The following is a 17,194-nucleotide window of genomic DNA, read 5'->3' as shown; positions in this document are numbered from 1 at the left end:
TATTGAATTGGATCTGAATTCGAATCGGCTATGGAAATCGGAATGATTCGATGAGGGGAAAACGGCCCCGGTGAGCCCGGGGCCGAAAGATGGCTTACTCGCCCGCGCCGCCCGCGCCACCGCCGCCTGCTGCTGCGACCGGCTCGAACACCATCACGAGATCGCCGCTGTAGCTGCCGTTCGTGCTGCGGTTGCCGACGGCCGTCGGTGCGTCGACGGCGATCGTCAGATCGTGCAGCTCGTCATAGCCGCCATTGCCCGCGACGACCTGCGTGATCTTTTCCTGCTTGCCGAAAGCAAGGGTCTTGTTGCCGGCGGCGCTCGCCAGCGTCACGACCGGGTTCACCATCGAATAGCCGTTGCCCGACGACAGCTTCAGTTCCTGCGCCAGCGACACGTTGAAGTCCGCGCCCTTGGTCCACACGCGGATCGGCAGCGTCTTCTGGAACTTCGCCTGCTTGTAGTCCACGGCTTCCAGCTCTTCCGTCGAGTACCACGACGAACCATCCGGCTTCGAGACGAAAATGCCGTCGTTGATCTGCGCGGTGAGCGTGATCTTCTTCGACACTTGATTGTCGTTCGCCGGCGCAGCGTGAGCGAGACCGATCAGCGCACCGCTCAGACCCAGAGCTACTATGAGTTGCTTAATTTTCATATCGTTATTCTCTAGAAAAATGGTTTTCCGAAATCAAGGCATTTTCGCCCGACATGTGGAATGGATATCCACGGACGAAATAGTCAATTAACCAGAAATAATTCTGAATAGGATGATTTCGAAACTTCGTCGATAAAAGGTAGGTCTGGCACGAATTTTTATTTCTTTTTTTGCCAGATTCGTTCTCAACAATGAAACGTCACGCTTTTTTCACATTTCCAACCACAGACCGATCGACTGCGATACAGCGAAGCCGCACCGTTCGTCACGAACGGGCGGACGCAGCCGACGCACCGAACGACGCCTGCTAAACCGGCAACGCATGCGTCGAAAGAATCTCCTTGAGCACCATGAACGACCTCACCTGCCGCACGCCCGGCAGATACAGCAGTTGCTCCGCGTGCAGCCGATTGAAGCTCTCGTTGTCGCGCGTGCGCACGAGCATGAAGTAGTCGAATTCGCCGGTCACGACATGGCATTCGACGCAGCCCGACACTTTCTGCGCGGCCGTCTCGAACGCGGCGAACGCTTCGGGCGTCGAGCGGTCGAGCACGAAGCCGATCACGACCAGCATGCCGGCCCCGAGCGGCTTCGGATCGAGCAGCGCGACGATCCCGCGGATCAGCCCCATTTCCTTCAGCCGCTCGACGCGCCGCAGGCAGGCGGGCGCGCTGAGCTTCACCTTCGCGGCGAGGCTGACGTTCGAGATGGACGCATCCCGCTGCAGCTGGCGAAGAATCGCGCGGTCGATGCGATCGAGCGCCGGCGCGACGTCGCCAGGCGAAGCCGCTGTCCTTTCTAATTTCATTGCGTCTGTCTCCGTTTCAACGAACTGAAATTGCTGGATCGACGTGATTGCATTCGACAACGTAGGCCGGCGCGATTTATTTCGCAAGCTCATTTCGTGTCGATATTCCTATCATTTTCTGACGCGATGCGCGGTCATCGGCCATGCGCGAGCGATACCGTCTTCCCCTCACCGTCTCCGGAGCACGCCGATGAACCTGCAACGCTTCCCCCGTTATCCGCTGACGTTCGGCCCGACGCCGATCCAGCCGCTCAAGCGCCTGAGCGACCACCTCGGCGGCAAGGTCGAGCTCTACGCGAAACGCGAGGACTGCAACAGCGGTCTCGCGTTCGGCGGCAACAAGACGCGCAAGCTCGAATACCTGATTCCCGACGCGCTCGAGCAGCATGCGGACACGCTCGTCTCGATCGGCGGCGTGCAGTCGAATCAGACGCGGCAAGTCGCGGCGGTCGCCGCCCATCTCGGCATGAAGTGCGTGCTCGTGCAGGAGCACTGGGTCAACTATGACGATCCCGTCTATGACCGCGTCGGCAACATTCAGCTATCGCGGATGATGGGCGCCGACGTGCGGCTCGTGCCCGACGGCTTCGACATCGGCATTCGCCGCAGCTGGGAGGAAGCGCTCGAAAGCGTGCGACAGGCGGGCGGGCGGCCGTATCCGATCCCGGCCGGCTGCTCCGAGCATCCGCTCGGCGGCCTCGGCTTCGTCGGCTTTGCGGAAGAAGTGCGCGCGCAGGAGGCGCAGCTCGGCATACGCTTCGACTACATCGTCGTCTGCTCGGTCACGGGCAGCACGCAGGCCGGGATGATCGTCGGCTTCGCGGCCGACGGACGCGCCGATCGCGTGATCGGCATCGACGCATCGGCGACGCCCGCGCGCACGCGCGAGCAGATCACGCGCATCGCGCGTCATACGGCCGAGCTCGTCGACCTCGGCAGCAATATCACGGACGCCGACGTCGTGCTCGACACGCGTTATGCCGGCCCCGAGTACGGGTTGCCGAACGAAGGCACGCTGGAAGCGATCCGGCTCTGCGCGCGGCTCGAAGGCGTGCTGACCGATCCCGTCTACGAAGGGAAATCGATGCACGGGATGATCGACAAGGTGCGGCGTGGGGAATTCGAGCCGGGATCGAAGGTGCTGTATGCGCATCTCGGCGGGGTGCCCGCGTTGAGCGCATACAGCGCGATCGTCGCGGACGGTTGATGCGATCCGGCCGCGGGCGCGATGTGCGATGGGCGCCGTGTGTCGCGCGTCGCACGCTGCCTGGTATGTGCGACGCGTTACACGTCGGCGTCGAGCCGGGCAAGCGCACGCGCGATCGCTTGCTCGAAGTCCGGCCAGTTCGCGTCGACGGTGCCCGCCTCGACCGCGCGCTCCATCGCCGCGCAGGCATCACACGCGTCGGCATCGCCGGCAAGCGCGAAACCGCCGCGCATCGAATGCAGTTCGAGCCGCAGCGTCGCGACATCGCCGCGTGCCGCCGCGTCGTCGAGCAATGCCATCGAGCGGCGCGTCGCCGCGCGCAGCGTGTCGCGTACGTCGTCCGACAGCACGGGCGGGGCGTCGTGCGCGGTTTCCGCCGTATCGCGCGCCGATGCGGCGCGCCGGCCTGCGTGTCGCGTCAGCGCCGCATCGAGCACCGCGATCGACAGCGGCTTCAGCACGAGCTCCGCGATACCGACCTGCTCGCAGCGACGATAGTCGTCCTCCGTCGCGTGCGCGGTCATCGCGATCACGGGCACGCCCGCACGCTGCTCGCGCAGGAAATTCGCGAGCGCATAGCCGTCGAGTTCCGGCATTCCGAGATCGGTCAGTACGACGTCGAACGGCGCTTCGAAGAACGCGCGCATCGCTTCGATGCCGTTCTCGACGATCGTCGCGCTGTGATGCAGCGCTTCCAGTTGATCGCGCAGCAGCGCGCGGCTCGCGGGATGGTCTTCGGCGACCAGCACGCGAATCGGCGCTGCGTCGCGCGCGACATCGGCGCTGCCCGGCGCGTCTTGCGTCGTCGTGCCCGGCTGCGCGGCGCGCCAGTTCGGCGGCGCTTCCGGTAGCGGCAGCGTCACGCACATCGTCGTGCCTTCGCCTTCGCGGCTGTCGACGGTCAGATCGCCGTGCATCAGCATCGCGATGCGCCGGCACAGCGGCAGCCCGAGCCCCGTGCCGCCGAAGCGGCGATAAATCGACGCGTCGGCCTGGATGTACACGTCGAACAGCGTCGGCAGGCTGTCGGCCGGTATCCCGATCCCGGTGTCCGCAACGCGGATCTCGACGCGCGCGCCGCCCGCGCCGCGCACCACGCGTTGCGCATCGATCGACACGCTGCCGCGCTCGGTGAACTTGATCGCGTTGTCGACGAGATTCGACACGATCTGACGCAGCCGCACCGGGTCGCCGACATACCCGTCGGCCAGCTCCGGCGCCATGCGACACGTCAGCTCGAGCCCTTTCGCGCTCGCGAGCGGGCGATAGAACGCGGCGATGTCGTCCAGCACGTCGCGCACGTCGAACGGGATGCGCTCGATCGTCATCTGGTTCGACTCGGCCTTCGACAAGTCGAGCACGTCGTCGATGATCCGCAGCAGCGCATCCGACGACGACGCGATCGTGTCGAGCCGCCGCCGTTCGGTCGGCGCGAGCGGCGCGCGCGCCATCAGCTCGAGGTTGCCGACGATCGCGTTCAGCGGCGTGCGGATCTCGTGGCTCATCGTCGCGAGGAACGTCGACTTCGCCTTGTTCGCCGACTCCGCGGCGACGCGCGCCTCGTGCAGCTTCTGCTCCATCTGCTTGCGCGCGGTGATGTCGGTCAGCGTGCACAGCAGCGCGTCGACGCCGCGATAGCGCGTGCGCATGATGTTCGCGACGATGTGCGGCGTATCGGCCCGGTCCGGATCGATCGGCAGCTCGCACGTGACGACCTTCGCGTAGCCGCCTGCGTCGCGCTGCTCGCGATAGGCCCGCCACAGCCGCTTGCCGAGCGGCACACCCGACGCGAGCCGCTCGTAGCGCGCCATCGTTTCGTTGCTGACGATGGCGTCGCCGTCCGCGAGCGACAGCAGCGCGAGCCCCGCCGGCGCGGTGCGGATCAGCGCGCGGTTCAGCGCGTCGCTTTCGATCAGCCGGATCGCGCGACGATATGCCGGACGCAGCGCGCGCCGATCGAACGCGACGATCGCGAGCCACAGCGCGGCGATCGCGAACAGCGCCGCGCCGGCCGTCACGCCGAGCGACACCGCCAGCGCTTCGACGATGCTGCGCCACGAGAACGTCGTGACGAACACGAGATCGGATTCGGGCAGACGATCGCCAATCACGAAGCGTGTGCCGACGCGGTGCACGGCCGCACGCACGTCGCCCGGCGCACGCGCGAATGCGAGCGCGCGCTCGACGAGCGCCGCCTCGACCGGCGCGCCGACCGCGACCATTCCGCGTGCGTCGACGAGCGCATGCGCGTCGTCCGCATAGTCGGGCTTCATGATGGTGCCGACCTGCGCGCGCGTGTTGATCACGAGCCACGCGACCGGCTGCCCGGACGCATCGCGCACGGGCCGCGACAGTCGCCATACGGGGCGGCCGAGCAGCGTATCGTCGCGCGTGTCGAGCAGCGCGTCGTCGCGGCCGTCGATCGTGCGCAGCGGCACGCCGATACCGCGGCGCGGCTCGACGCTGCGAATCAGCGCATGCATGTCGATCGCATCGAGCCGGCCCGCCAGCCGGCCGACCGGCTGGACGCCGACGATGCCGATGAAGTCGCCGTGCGTACCGATCAGATAGGCGCTGAGCCCCGCGTTGATCGTGTGCGGCATCGACACCGCGATCATGTCGGTCTGCTGAAACAGCAGCGCGACGTACCGCGAATACGCGGCGGCGCCGCGATCGCGCGTGAGGTCCGCGAGCACGGCCGTCGACGGCAAGCCCGCGCGGCCGCTGACGATCAGCCGGCCGTGCGCGTCGTCGAGCCGGCGCAGCTGCGCGGGCGTCGCGCGCGGGTCGGTGCGCTCGAACATCTCGATGCTGTCCGCATGATGCGTGAGCAGCGCGTTCGCGACCTGCAGCTCGGCATGCAGTTCGGCTTCGCGCCCGAGAAAGGCCGAGCGCGCCCGCGCGAGGAAGTCCGACACGTCGAGCAAGACGATCAGCACCGCGCACGCGAGAATGAACACGGTGACGGCGGCCCCGCCGCCGTACAGCAGCGCGCGCTGCTGACGGCGCACGCGGGCCGGCTCGAATCGTTTGACGGTGGCGGACGCGCTGCGCGCGGCGAGCTTTTTCAGTTCCGTGGGCATACGCTCGGCTGCTGCGGAAGGCGCATAGGCGCCGGGGCGGTGGAAACGATCGTCGCGCACGCGCCTGCTGCCGCAGCGTGCGCCAGGCGGCGGTGCGGCGCGATCACGGCCGGGCCTTCCGCCGCATATTGGCCGCCGGATCGGGCAGCATGCCCTCGTCGGCGAAACGGATCAGATCCGCGTCGCGGACGATGCCGAGCTTCTTCATCGCACTCGCTTTCTGCGAACTGATCGTCTGCTTGCTGCGATGCAGCTGCGAGGCGATCTCGCCGACGGTCATGCCCGCGGCGTACAGGCGTACGACTTCGATTTCGCGCGTCGTGAGCCGCCGCTCGGTGACCGACGAGCCCGCACTGTCGAGCAGATGCCGGATGTGCGGCGACTGATAATCGGCACACACGAACGCGGCGTGGACGGCACCGACCAGATGCGAGATCGCGTCGGACTTGCTCAGAATGCAGCCGACGCCTTGCCGGCGAATCGCGTGCAGCACGCTCGGGTTGTCGATCATCGTGATCGTCACGATCCGCAGCGCCGGATAGCGGCGTTGCAGGAACGAGAGCAGCACGAGCCCGTCGCCGAACTTGCCGCCCGGCATCACGTAGTCGAGCACCAGCACGTCGCTCGGCTTCTCTTCCAGCGCCGCGACGAGATCGGTCGAGTTCGATACGGTCCCGACGAGCTCGATCGTGCTGCTTTCGGCCAACACCTTCGACATGCCGATCGCGGACGACGGGTGGTCGTCCGCCACCATCACCCGCACGCAGAATTCATCCATGGTCTCTGTTCTCCCCGGCTTCGGCGATGTGCTCGCTCATGGCCGTCATCGGCCGCGCGCCGTGCGGCCTGACCCGTTCGGCGGCTCCGCCGGTTCGACGGATCGGACAGGCAAGCAGCATCAAATATCCAGACAATAGCATCGGTGAACCGCTTGCGCGCCACGCGCAACGGGCCGACCGGCGCAGATCGCCGCGATCATGCGAACGCCGTGCGCCCGCAGCGTACGCGTGCGCGGCATCGCGGGCGGACCGCGTGCCGCGCCGCGCAGGTGCGCCGGTGCAATTCGTTGCGTACGCACCTTCAACGGCCGTTCGCGCCCTCGCCGGCCATCCCGGCCTCGCGTCGCGCGTTTTTGGCGGCCTGCTTCCACGCCTTGATCGCATGCCGCCGCTGCAACGGCGACATGATCAGAAACTCGTTGATGCTCGCGAGAAATTCTCGCCGAGACTTCTCCGGAAGCATCGCGAAGTCGAGCAGCAGCGCGATGACTTTCTCCATATGGTGCACGGTCTCTCTCCGCCTCAAAATAATCCGCGCCGCGCCCGGACGGCGGCGACGGTCTGCCTTCGATACGTCGGACATTGGCGGCAGCGCGCACGCGGCGGCACGTCATGCGATGCCGTCATGCGATAGCTGCGCCATGTCCTGTTCTTGTCGTTCCACGTCGTCGACATGCTTGCCGCGACGTCGCGCCACACCTGCGAGCACGCCGCGCAGACGCACGAGCGTCACCGGCTTCGTCAATACGCTCTGCACGTTCGCGGCCGCGCAGCGGCGTGCGTCGTCCGGCGCGAGATGCGTCGTGACGATCGCGACGCTGCACGGCATGCCGCGCGCGTGCACGGCTTCGGCGAGCGCGCATGCGGCCATGTCGGGCAGATCGGTGCCGATCAGCAGCAGATCCCAGTCGCTGCGGTACAGCAGGTCGAGCGCTGCACCCGCGAGGCCGACGACGTGCACGGCACAGCCGAGCACGTCGAGCTGCTCGCGCAATATCGTGCCGTTCACCGATGCGTCGTCGGCGAGCAGGACGCGCATCGTCGTGCGACCGTCGACGGCCGGCTCGGCCGTGCGATCGAACGGCGCGATCGCCGCCGTGCCGTCGCGCGCCGGCATGAGTGCCGCGCGCAGCGCGCCGAGCGCGTAGCTCGACACGCGCATCATGCGGCCGACGCGGCCCGGCTCGAGCGGGCCGTCCGGCGTCGCGAGCACGACCGGCGCGCTGCCGGCGAGCCGATCGAGTGCGTCGCGCGGCCACTCGTCGGCGTCGCCGAACAGCACGATCGCGCTCGCGCTCGAGCAGCGCGCGGCCGGTATCTGCGCCGGACACGCGTAGACGCGCACGTCGAATCCCCACGCGGCCAGATGCGGCAGCGCGAACTGCCGCCATTCCGCCTGACGCGCGACCAGCAGCAGCGTGCCCGCGTCGCACGCGACGGGCGCCGCGATCGGCTCGACGTCGAGGCCGAGCGGCAGCCGCACCGTGAAGCAGCTGCCGGCGCCCGGCGCGCTCGTCACGGCGATCCGGCCGCCCATCGCGGTGACGAGGCGATCGCACAGCGCGAGCCCGAGGCCCGTGCCGCCGTAGCGGCGCGCGATCGTCGCGTCGACCTGCGAGAACGCACGGAACAGCTTGTGCAGATCCGCGCTGCCGATGCCGATCCCCGTATCCTCGATCGCGATCGCGAGTTCCGCCGTGCCGCATTCGCCGCGCACGGCGCGCACGCGCGCGGTCACGTGTCCGTGCGCGGTGAACTTGATCGCGTTGCTGAGCAGATTGCCGAACACCTGCGCAAGCCGCGTCGGATCGCCGCGCATCCGCTGCGACGCGCTCGCCGCGATCTCGCAGAACAGCGGCAAGCCCTTCGCCTTCGCGACGGGTGCGTACGCGCCCAACTCGCGCGCGATCACGCCGATCGCATCGAATTCGATCGACTCGACCGGCATCGCGCCGGCCTCGACCTTCGTGAAATCGAGAATGCCGCTGACGAGCTCGAGCAGCCCCGACGCGGCATTGCGCAGCGTCTGCACGCGGCTGCGCTGCGGCAGGTCGAGCACCGAGCGCTCGAGCAGTTCGAGATTGCCGAGGATCACGTTCAGCGGCGTGCGGATCTCGTGGCTCATCGCGGCGAGGAACGACGATTTCGCCGCATTCGCGGAGTCGGCCGCGCGCACCGCTTCCTCGAGCTTCTGCACCAGCTGCCGCTTCGCTGTCACGTCGACGACCGCGACGATCAGCACGTCGCTCGCCTGATAGCGCGCATCGCGTGCAATCACTTCCAGATGCAGCGGCGGCGCATCGGCGCCGGCCGCCGCCTGCGCGTCGGACAGCACGAGTTCGATCTGAAACGGCGCGTTCGATGCGCCGGCGCGATACTGCGCGAGGATCTGCGCGGACAGCGTGCCGCAATCGCAGCCGAGTCGCGCGACACGTTCGGCGAGCACGGGACTGACGAGCATGAAACGCCCGTCCGCGCGCGAGATGAGGCCGAGGCCGATCGGCGACATCTCGATCACGCTGCGGCACAGCGATTCGCTGTCGAACACGCGCTGCGAGCGTGCATAGACGCCCGTCAGCACACGATGATGGAAGCGCACGAGCAGCACCCACATGATCGCGATCGTCAGCAGCGACGCGCCGAGCAGCAGGCCCGCGCGCAACGCGACGGTGGCGACGATGTGCGTCCACGACAGCGCATACGCGAGCGTCCATCCGGTCTTGTCGAGCGTGCCGCGGAACACGACATGGCCGCCGCGGAACACCGGCTCGTCGGCATCGCCCGGCTCGCGCGCGACGTCGAGATCGAGCAGCCGTGCGATACGTGCGTCGTCCTGCGCGACGCCGGGGCCGGCCGTGACGAGCCGGTTGTCGGCCGTGGTCACGAAGAACGTGCCGTCGGCCGCATTCGACGGCACCCACGAGAGCAGATAATCGGGCGCGTATTCGGTCACGAGCACGGCGAACGGCTCGCCGTCGACCTGCGCCTGCGCGGCGATCCGGATGCGCCGTTCGCCGGACACCGGATCGATGAACGGCGGCAGCCAGCGCACGTGCGGACGGCCGTGGCCGGCGCTCGGCGGTGCGTCGCCGAAATCGATGCGCAGCGCGTCCAGCGTGCGCGCGCGTTCGTCGGGCGTCGCGAGGCCGGCGCCGTCGCCGCGCGAGTTCGGCACGAGCCCGAACATCGCGGTGCGCGTGCTGTAGTGATAGCCGATCAGCGCATAGCCGCGATTGATCGAACTCGCCGCGCAGATCCGCGCGAGCAGCACCGACAGCGACAGGTAGCGCGCGACTTCGCGCCGGTCGACGGTCTGCCCCGGCACGCCGAACACGACCGACGGATACGGCGTGATCGCGATCTGCTGATCGCTCGCGTAGAAGGCGTCGACGACGTCGTCCGGCGCACGGTCGATGTCCCGCCAGATCAGTTGCGCGTTCGATACGCCATTGCGAAACGAGGTCTCGCTGACCTTGATTTCGTTGAGCGTCTGCACGAAGCCCGCGAGGAAGTTGCGCCGCTCGCCGTCGAGATAGCCGTAGACGATCGATGCCATCCCGAGCGCACAGGCGATCAGGATCAGGACCGTGACGACGATGCCGCCGCCGAACATCGAAATGTTCTGATAGCGTCGGATCGATTGGAGCGAACTGTCGGGCATGACACAGCGCGGGCGGCACGCCGCCCGGAATGCGCGCATTCCGGGCCGCCGTGCATCGCATGAACGAAACCGTACAAAAACGAAAACGGGTCGATCATGCCAAACGGCGACGAGAAAAACAGTTCTGAATCAACGGTTTAGTACTCGTCTGATTGGCTGGACAGACGAGTTCGGACTTGAACGATGTATCGCGCGTAGGGAGGGCGTACGGCGCGCACGCCGATCGCGATCGCGGAGTCGGTCGAACGCAGGTCGATGCAGATGGCATGCAAACGGCAGCGCACGGCGGTTCGGGGAGCGGTAATCGAGCGTGCTTCGCGTAGTCTCGCGATGATCGGGGGAAGGCGGGATAGGGAAGACGGAACGCGAATCGCACGCGGCATGCCGGCCGCGGCCGGCCGCCCGGCCGGTTTGCGCGCGGCGCGGCGAATCGCAATCCGCCGGCGCCGGCACGCAGTCCAGGGCTCTCTCAGGTTCTCTGCCGGAAACGTTCCGTCACGGCACCGCGCCACGGTAGGTGCGGTGTCGATCGTCGTCGCCGTCGTGCGCAAACATGACGCGACATACAATCGTGACGTGATGCGCAATAATAATCGAGATACAGCACATGTCAAGGCGAGCGCTCATCCCAAGCTTGCATGACGCGTCACTTTTGCTATGCTCTCCGTCGCCAACTACCGGAAAACTCAACCACAATGCCCAACAGCGAGCAGGCCAACGTCGATCTGATCACCGCGAACAAGGTGCGCGATCTGCTGAACCGGAACGGCATCGCGCCGCGCAGCCACAACACGACGATCGCGAACGTGCTCGGCCTGAGCTTTTCGGTCGTCACGCGCAAGATGAAGGGGCTGATCCCGTGGAACCTGTCGCAATTGCAGGACATCGCGACGCACTTCGGCGTGCCGCCCGCGATGCTGCTCGACGACAAGGGCGCGCAGCCCGCCGGCGCCGACATGATCGACGCGACGCTCGTGATCGAATCGCGGCGCTTTCGCTGCCGGGCCGCGATCTCGACGAAGGCGAGCAGCCAGATCGACACCGAATTCGTCGCGGTGCAGTCGCAGGGCGAATGGATCGTCACCGAACGCCGGCACGCGCGCGAAGGCCGTACGTATGCGGTCGAACTGATCGAGCTGCGCTCGAGCCGGCCGAACGCGTATGCCGCGCGGATCGCCGTCGTCGACGATTCGCCGGACGTCGCCGAGACGGTATGCGAGTATTTCATCGAAAAAGGCGTGCACGCGATTCCGTATCATGACGGCCAGGCGTTCCGCGAAGCGCTCGCGGTCGAGGACTTCGACGGCTACATCCTCGACTGGATGCTCGGCGACGAAACGGCCGCCGATCTGGTGCGCGGGATCCGCGCGAGCGAGAACGGCGATGCGCCGATCTTCCTGCTGACCGGCAAGATTTCGACCGGCGAAGCGAGCGAGGACGAAATCGCGCACATCGTGTCGCATTACAACGCGCGCTGCGAGGAAAAGCCGGTGCGCCTGCCGATCCTGTTCGCCGAGGTGGCGCGCGAACTGAAGATCGTGCCGCCCGTCGCGCCGGCCGGGACCTGAGCGCCGCGCATCGTCGCCACCCCAACGAGACCAACGACATGCAAGCTACGACCCTCTGGCTCAAACGCGTGCTCGCCGTGTATCTGCTCGGCCTTGCCGCCGCATGCTGGGCCGCGCCGTTTACGTTCACCGTCGACGGCAAGATCGCGAAGACCAACCAGTCCGGCCGGCAGGCGTACGTGTTTTCCGAGGCGGCGCTGATGGCGCTGCCGCAGCACACGATCCGCACCTCGACGAGCTGGACGCCGGTCTCGACGTTCACGGGCCCGCGGCTCTCCGACGTGCTGAAGGCGGTCGGCGCGCACGGCAAGCAGATCGAATTCCGCTGCATCGACGAATACACGTTCACGATTCCCGCATCCGACGCCGATCGTTACGGCGTGATCCTCGCGCGGACGATGAACGGCAAGGTGCTCGGCAACGACAACTACGGGCCGCTGTGGATCATGTATCCGCGCGACCGGTTTCCGGACGAGCTGAAGACGCCGCTCGGCGAAGCGAAATTCGCATGGCAGGTCGTCGGGCTGACGGTGAAATGACACGCCGCCGATGGCGTAACCGGAAGGTCATCCTCGTTCTCGGCTCGGTCTGGCTGCTCGGGTTCGCCGCGTGGGCGTTCCTGCTGTGGGACCTGCTCGCGACGTCGGTCAACGAAGGCGTGCTCGAAGGGCCGCGCGAGGGCGTGTTCTGGACGGCCGCGCAATACCGCAACGTCTATACGCGCTTCAACCGCCAGCTGATCCTCTACGCAACGCATCAGGACGACGACTTCGACAAGCTGCAGATGCAGCTCGACAGCCTCTCCGTGTCGTTCGGCTTTCTCGAGCGGCCGTCCGAAGTGTCCGAATACTGGCTGCGCATCCCGAGCGCGCGCGACGAGATCGCGACGCTCGGCGCCTTCATGGCGCAACTGAAGCGCGACGTGCCGAAGCTGCGCGAGGCGCCGCAACAAGCACCGCGCGTGCTGGCCGACGTCGACGCATACTGGCCGCGCGTCAACGGTCTCGCGAACGACTTCCGCGCGATCGAAATGGCGCAGCGCGACTTCACGTTCCACCAGCTGCGTGCGAAGCAGCGGACGATCCTGCTGCTCGGCGGTGTGCTCGGCGTGCTGCTGTGTGCGTTGTTCGCGCTGCTGTTCTACACGATGCGCACGCGCGATGCGTTGCTAGAACGGCAGAACGCGGCACTCGATGCCGAGCGGCAAGCCTCCGATCGCGCGTTCGAGATGATCGAGGCGAAAAACGCGTTTCTCGGCATGGTCAGCCACGAACTGCGCACGCCGTTGCAGGCGATCTGCGGGTCGATCGAGATCCTCCTCGCGCGCCCGCAGTCCGACGCGAACCTGAAGACGATCCGGCGGCTGCAGAATTCGGCGGCGTCGCTCGAAGCGCTCGTCAAGGATCTGACCGACTACATCAAGCTGCGCTCGACGAAACGGCTCGCCGATGCGGAAACGGTCCGCATCGCGTCGCTGCTCGCCGACGTACTGGATCCGCTACGCCCGAAAATCGACGCGAAAGGGCTCGCGCTCTCGTCGCACGTCGCACCTACGGATCTCGCGGTGCGCTCCGACCGGAAGCTGCTGCGGCAGGTGCTCGCGAATCTCGTCGAGAACGCGGTCAAGTACACGCACCGCGGCTCGATCGCGGTGTCGATCACGCGCACCGACGCGCCGGCCGGCCCGCAACTGAGGATCGCCGTGCGCGACACCGGCGTCGGCATCGCGAAGGCGCATCTGTCGAAGATCTTCGAGCCGTTCTATCGCGCGAACGATGCGGTCGGGCTCAGCGTCGACGGCATCGGGATGGGGCTCGCAGTCGTGCGCGAAATCGTCACGACGCTGCGCGGGCGCGTCGAGGTACACAGCGTCGCCGGCCAGGGCAGCGAATTCGTCGTGACGGTGCCGGTCGACGTGCCGGGCGCGGCCGACAGCGCGCACGAAGCGCCGGCCGGTGCGGCGCCCGCCGCGCTGCGCGACACGCGCGCGCTGATCGTCGACGACAACGATAACGCGCGCGAAACGCTCGGTGCGATGCTCGCGACGCTCGGCATCGATGCCGATCTGTGCGGCACCGGCCGCGAAGGCCTCGCGCGCGCGGCCGAGATCGCCTACGACGTCGTGATACTCGATCTGGAGCTGCCCGACATCAGCGGCGTGGACATCGCGCGCCGGCTGCGCGCCGCGCGTGCACCCGGCGCGCGGCGCCCGGCGATCCTCGGCGTCACGGCGTACGAGTCGCTGGCGCTCGGCGAGAACCGGCAGGCGTTCGACGAATACGTCCCGAAGCCCGTGCATCTGCGCGAACTCGGCGCGGCGATCGAGCGGCTGCTCGGCTGACGTCGCCGCGCGCCCGCGTGCGGCTCACTCGCCGATCAGATGCAGCACGACGTCGCGCCGATGCGCGGCGCGGCGATGCTCGAACAGATAGATGCCCTGCCAGGTGCCGAGCACCATCCGTCCGTTCTCGACCGGAATCGACAGCTGCACCTGCGTGAGCGCCGTGCGCAGATGCGCGGGCATGTCGTCCGCGCCTTCGGTGTCGTGCTCGTAGCGCGTCGCGTCCTCGGGCGCGAGCGTCTCGAAGTAGCGCTCGAGATCGCGCTGCACCGACGGATCGGCATTCTCCTGGATCAGCAGCGACGCGGACGTGTGCCGGCAGAAGACGGTCAGCAGCCCGGTGCGGATCGTCTGCTGATCGACGAACGCGCGCACGCGCGCGGTGAACTCGACGAGGCCGCGGCCTCGCGTATCGACGCCGACGTGCTGGATGGCCTGTTGCATGGCTTGTCGTCCCGTGCGGATCAGGCGAGCGCCGCGAAGCCTTCGGCTTCGATCTGCCGCGCGTCGATCGGGCGCACGACGCGCGCGACTTCGACGCCGTCGCGCAGAAACACGAGCGTCGGCCACAGCTTCACGCCGAACGAACGGCCGAGCGGCCGGCCGGGGCCGTCCTCGATCTTCAGATGGCGGACTTCGGGATGCGCCGCGAGCGACGCGACGATCGACGGCTGCGCGCCCGCGCAGATCCCGCACCAGTTGGCGCCGAATTCGATCACGGTCGCGCCGGTCAGCGCTTCGACTTCCGCGCGCGTCGGCGCGTTGGAGGTATAGCGTTGCGGAGTGAGCATCGGGTTCCTCGTCAGCAATTCTCGAACCTGGTCGCGCCGCCGGATACCGGCCTGCGCGACCTGCGATTTCCTACTGTAGCGGAAAAGCCCCGCCGATGTCGGCGCTGGCCGGCCGGATGACAGGGCAAGATCCGGAGCGCCGCGCGGCCGCCGCGCGCGGAGCATGCAGGCTGATCGTCGAGAGGAATCCGCCCATGCATGCGCCGCATCGCGTCACCGAACCGAACATCCTGTACTTCGGCACGCCCGTCGTGCTAATCAGCACGCTGAACGCCGACGGCACCGCCAATCTCGCGCCGATGTCATCCGCGTTCTGGCTCGGCTGGCGCGGCGTGCTCGGGCTCGCGAACAGCTCGCAGACCGCGCACAACCTGCTGCGCACGCGCGAATGCGTGCTGAATCTGCCGTCGCCCGCGCAGGCGCATGCGGTCGACCGGATCGCGCGCACGACCGGCACGTACCCCGTGCCGGAATCGAAGCACGCGAAGGGCTACGTGTACGAAGCCGACAAGTTCGGCACGGCCGGACTGACAGAAATCGCATCGCATACGGTCGCGCCGCCGCGTGCGCTCGAATGTCCGGTTCATCTGGAAGCGGTCGTCGTCGCAACACACGGGATCGGCGACGACGCGCCCGATCTGCGCGGCCGCATTGGCCTGTTCGAAGTGCGCGTGCAGCGCGTGCACGTGCATCCCGATCTGCTGGTCGACGGCGAACCGGACCGCATCGATCCCGACAAATGGTCGCCGTTGATCATGAGCTTCCAGAAGTTCTACGGACTCGACGCGCAGCAGGTCCATCCGTCGCGGCTCGCCGAGATTCCGGAACGCGCGTACCGCAGCCGCGACATCGATCGCGCACGCGATGCGCAACACGCCGCGAACGCGGTGCACGCCGTGAACGACGGCAGCCTGCCGGGAGACCGGCGATGATGCGCCCGACTCGCACGGCGTCGCGCGATGCTGCGGATGAGGCGCGGCCCGCGCGGCACCGGCTCGTGCTGCCGACGCTCTGCATCGCGGTGCTGATCGCGCAGATCGACACCGCGATCGTCAATCTCGCGACCGGTGCGATCGGCGCGACGTTCGGCGCACGCGTCGGCGCGCTGCAATGGGTGATCGATGCGTACAACCTCGCCTATGCGGTGCTGCTGCTCACCGGCGGACTGATCGGCGACCTCTACGGGCGGCGCCGCTCCTTCGTCGCCGGTGCGGCGTTGCTGAGCGGCGCGTCGGTCGTCTGCGCGCTCGCGCCGACGCTCGGCGTGCTGATCGCCGGCCGCGCGCTCGCGGGCGCCGGTGCCGCGCTGCTGATTCCCGCGTCGCTCGCGATCGTGCGCGTGACCTGGCGCGATCCGGCCGAGCGCGCGCGGGCACTCGGTATCTGGGCCGCCTGCGGCGGCATCGCGATGATCGTCGGGCCGACGCTCGGCGGCGTGCTGATCCGCAGCTTCGGCTGGCCAAGCATTTTCGGCATCGTGATCCCGTTCGGCGTCGCGGCCATCGTGCTCGCGGCAGTCGTGGTGCGCGAGTCGGCCGATCCGCACGGCCGCCGCTTCGACGTCGTCGCACAGGTGCTCGGCGCGCTCGCGATCGGCGGCATCGTGTTCGCGACGATCGATGCGCGTCACGCTCCGCTGCACGCCGCGCTATTGATCGCCGCGAGCGGCGTCGCCGTCGCGCTGTTCGTGCGTGTCGAGCGGCGGCTCGGCGCGGCCGCGCTCGTGCCGCTCGACCTGCTCGCGAACCGCCCGTTTTGCGGCATGCTGATCGCGAACGGCGCGATGACGTTCGGCGGCTACGGGATGCTGTTCGTGCTGCCGCTCGCATGGCAGAGCCACCGCGTGCTCGATGCGGCCGGCGCCGGCGTCGCGCTGCTGCCGATGTCGGTGCCGTTCGCGCTCGTCTCGTTCGGCTCCGGCGCCGTCGCGGCGCGTGTCGGTGCACGCACGGCCGGCGCCGGCGGCGTCGCACTGATGGGGCTCGGGCTCGCGGTCATCGGCATCGGCGCGGCCGGCTCGACCGACGCACGCGCACCGATGCTCGCGTGGGCGGCATGCGGGCTCGTGCTGACCGGCACGGGGCTCGGGCTCGCGGTCGGATCGCTCGCCGCGACGGCCGTCGGCGCGGTCGATGCCGCGCGCGCCGGCACGGCCGCCTCGCTGATGAATGTCACGCGGATGATCGGCGCCGTGCTCGGCGTCGCGGCGCTCGGCGCGCTGTACGACGCGTTCGGCGGCGGCGCAGCCGCCCTAACAGGCTGCGGAAATACCCAACAGCCAAGTCCACGCCCCAGTGGCGT

At 67.8% G+C, this 17,194-nt stretch carries 14 protein-coding genes; 6 read left to right on the top strand and 8 right to left on the bottom strand.

Annotated features, from left to right (window positions below):
- Nucleotides 1-94 precede the first annotated feature (94 nt).
- Entirely contained in the window at nucleotides 95-655 is a 561-nt protein-coding gene (locus tag ACSHSS_RS16520) for a CS1 type fimbrial major subunit (protein ID WP_445545241.1), read from the bottom strand.
- Between the two features lie 307 nt (nucleotides 656-962).
- A complete protein-coding gene (locus tag ACSHSS_RS16515) occupies nucleotides 963-1,463 on the bottom strand; it encodes an Lrp/AsnC family transcriptional regulator (protein WP_088927382.1) in 501 nt (166 codons plus the stop codon).
- 190 nt (nucleotides 1,464-1,653) lie between these two features.
- Here ACSHSS_RS16515 and ACSHSS_RS16510 point away from each other — a divergent pair, with 190 nt between their 5' ends.
- Nucleotides 1,654-2,670: a 1-aminocyclopropane-1-carboxylate deaminase gene (locus tag ACSHSS_RS16510; RefSeq protein WP_261532412.1), complete on the top strand. Its 1,017-nt coding sequence runs from the start codon at nucleotides 1,654-1,656 to the stop codon at nucleotides 2,668-2,670.
- Between the two features lie 77 nt (nucleotides 2,671-2,747).
- Here ACSHSS_RS16510 and ACSHSS_RS16505 read toward each other — a convergent pair whose 3' ends face one another.
- From ACSHSS_RS16505 to ACSHSS_RS16490, 4 genes are all read right to left on the bottom strand, one after another.
- Nucleotides 2,748-5,753, bottom strand: coding sequence for an ATP-binding protein (locus tag ACSHSS_RS16505; protein WP_261532411.1), 3,006 nt, complete (start codon nucleotides 5,751-5,753; stop codon nucleotides 2,748-2,750).
- A gap of 103 nt (nucleotides 5,754-5,856) precedes the next feature.
- A complete protein-coding gene (locus tag ACSHSS_RS16500) occupies nucleotides 5,857-6,531 on the bottom strand; it encodes a response regulator (RefSeq protein WP_105843493.1) in 675 nt (224 codons plus the stop codon).
- Between the two features lie 302 nt (nucleotides 6,532-6,833).
- Nucleotides 6,834-7,115, bottom strand: coding sequence for a hypothetical protein (locus ACSHSS_RS16495; protein WP_372587681.1), 282 nt, complete (start codon nucleotides 7,113-7,115; stop codon nucleotides 6,834-6,836).
- Between the two features lie 27 nt (nucleotides 7,116-7,142).
- Nucleotides 7,143-10,193, bottom strand: a complete 3,051-nt coding sequence (locus tag ACSHSS_RS16490) for an ATP-binding protein (RefSeq protein ID WP_261532410.1) — start codon at nucleotides 10,191-10,193, stop codon at nucleotides 7,143-7,145.
- Between the two features lie 695 nt (nucleotides 10,194-10,888).
- Between ACSHSS_RS16490 and ACSHSS_RS16485 the strand changes: the two genes are divergently transcribed.
- Genes ACSHSS_RS16485 through atsR form a run of 3 tightly spaced genes read left to right on the top strand, consistent with a single transcriptional unit; the run spans nucleotide 10,889 to nucleotide 14,102 of the window.
- Nucleotides 10,889-11,761, top strand: a complete 873-nt coding sequence (locus ACSHSS_RS16485) for a response regulator (protein ID WP_261532409.1) — start codon at nucleotides 10,889-10,891, stop codon at nucleotides 11,759-11,761.
- A 38-nt stretch (nucleotides 11,762-11,799) separates the two neighbouring features.
- Complete coding sequence (locus ACSHSS_RS16480) at nucleotides 11,800-12,300, top strand: molybdopterin-dependent oxidoreductase (RefSeq protein ID WP_164676420.1); 501 nt, start codon at nucleotides 11,800-11,802, stop codon at nucleotides 12,298-12,300.
- A complete protein-coding gene (gene atsR, locus ACSHSS_RS16475) occupies nucleotides 12,297-14,102 on the top strand; it encodes a hybrid sensor histidine kinase/response regulator AtsR (RefSeq protein ID WP_261532408.1) in 1,806 nt (601 codons plus the stop codon). Before ACSHSS_RS16480 ends, atsR begins: the two co-directional genes overlap by 4 nt.
- A 24-nt stretch (nucleotides 14,103-14,126) precedes the next feature.
- Here atsR and ACSHSS_RS16470 read toward each other — a convergent pair whose 3' ends face one another.
- Together ACSHSS_RS16470 and ACSHSS_RS16465 are read right to left on the bottom strand one after the other, a co-directional pair.
- Nucleotides 14,127-14,546, bottom strand: coding sequence for a secondary thiamine-phosphate synthase enzyme YjbQ (locus ACSHSS_RS16470; protein ID WP_006414922.1), 420 nt, complete (start codon nucleotides 14,544-14,546; stop codon nucleotides 14,127-14,129).
- Between the two features lie 20 nt (nucleotides 14,547-14,566).
- Nucleotides 14,567-14,893 carry a thioredoxin family protein gene (locus ACSHSS_RS16465; RefSeq protein WP_006397679.1) on the bottom strand — a complete coding sequence of 109 codons (327 nt, stop codon included), beginning with the start codon at nucleotides 14,891-14,893 and terminating at the stop codon, nucleotides 14,567-14,569.
- A gap of 194 nt (nucleotides 14,894-15,087) precedes the next feature.
- Between ACSHSS_RS16465 and ACSHSS_RS16460 the strand changes: the two genes are divergently transcribed.
- Entirely contained in the window at nucleotides 15,088-15,825 is a 738-nt protein-coding gene (locus ACSHSS_RS16460) for a flavin reductase family protein (RefSeq protein ID WP_261532407.1), read from the top strand.
- Nucleotides 15,822-17,194 (top strand): MFS transporter (locus tag ACSHSS_RS16455; RefSeq protein ID WP_445545240.1); only part of this gene is annotated, 1,373 nt, incomplete at its 3' end. The genes ACSHSS_RS16460 and ACSHSS_RS16455, both read left to right, overlap by 4 nt.

The sequence above is a fragment of the Burkholderia sp. BC1 genome (assembly GCF_052683555.1).
The sequence above is the reverse complement of the archived record's forward strand: the minus strand, read 5'-3'. Positions and strand labels throughout refer to the sequence as shown.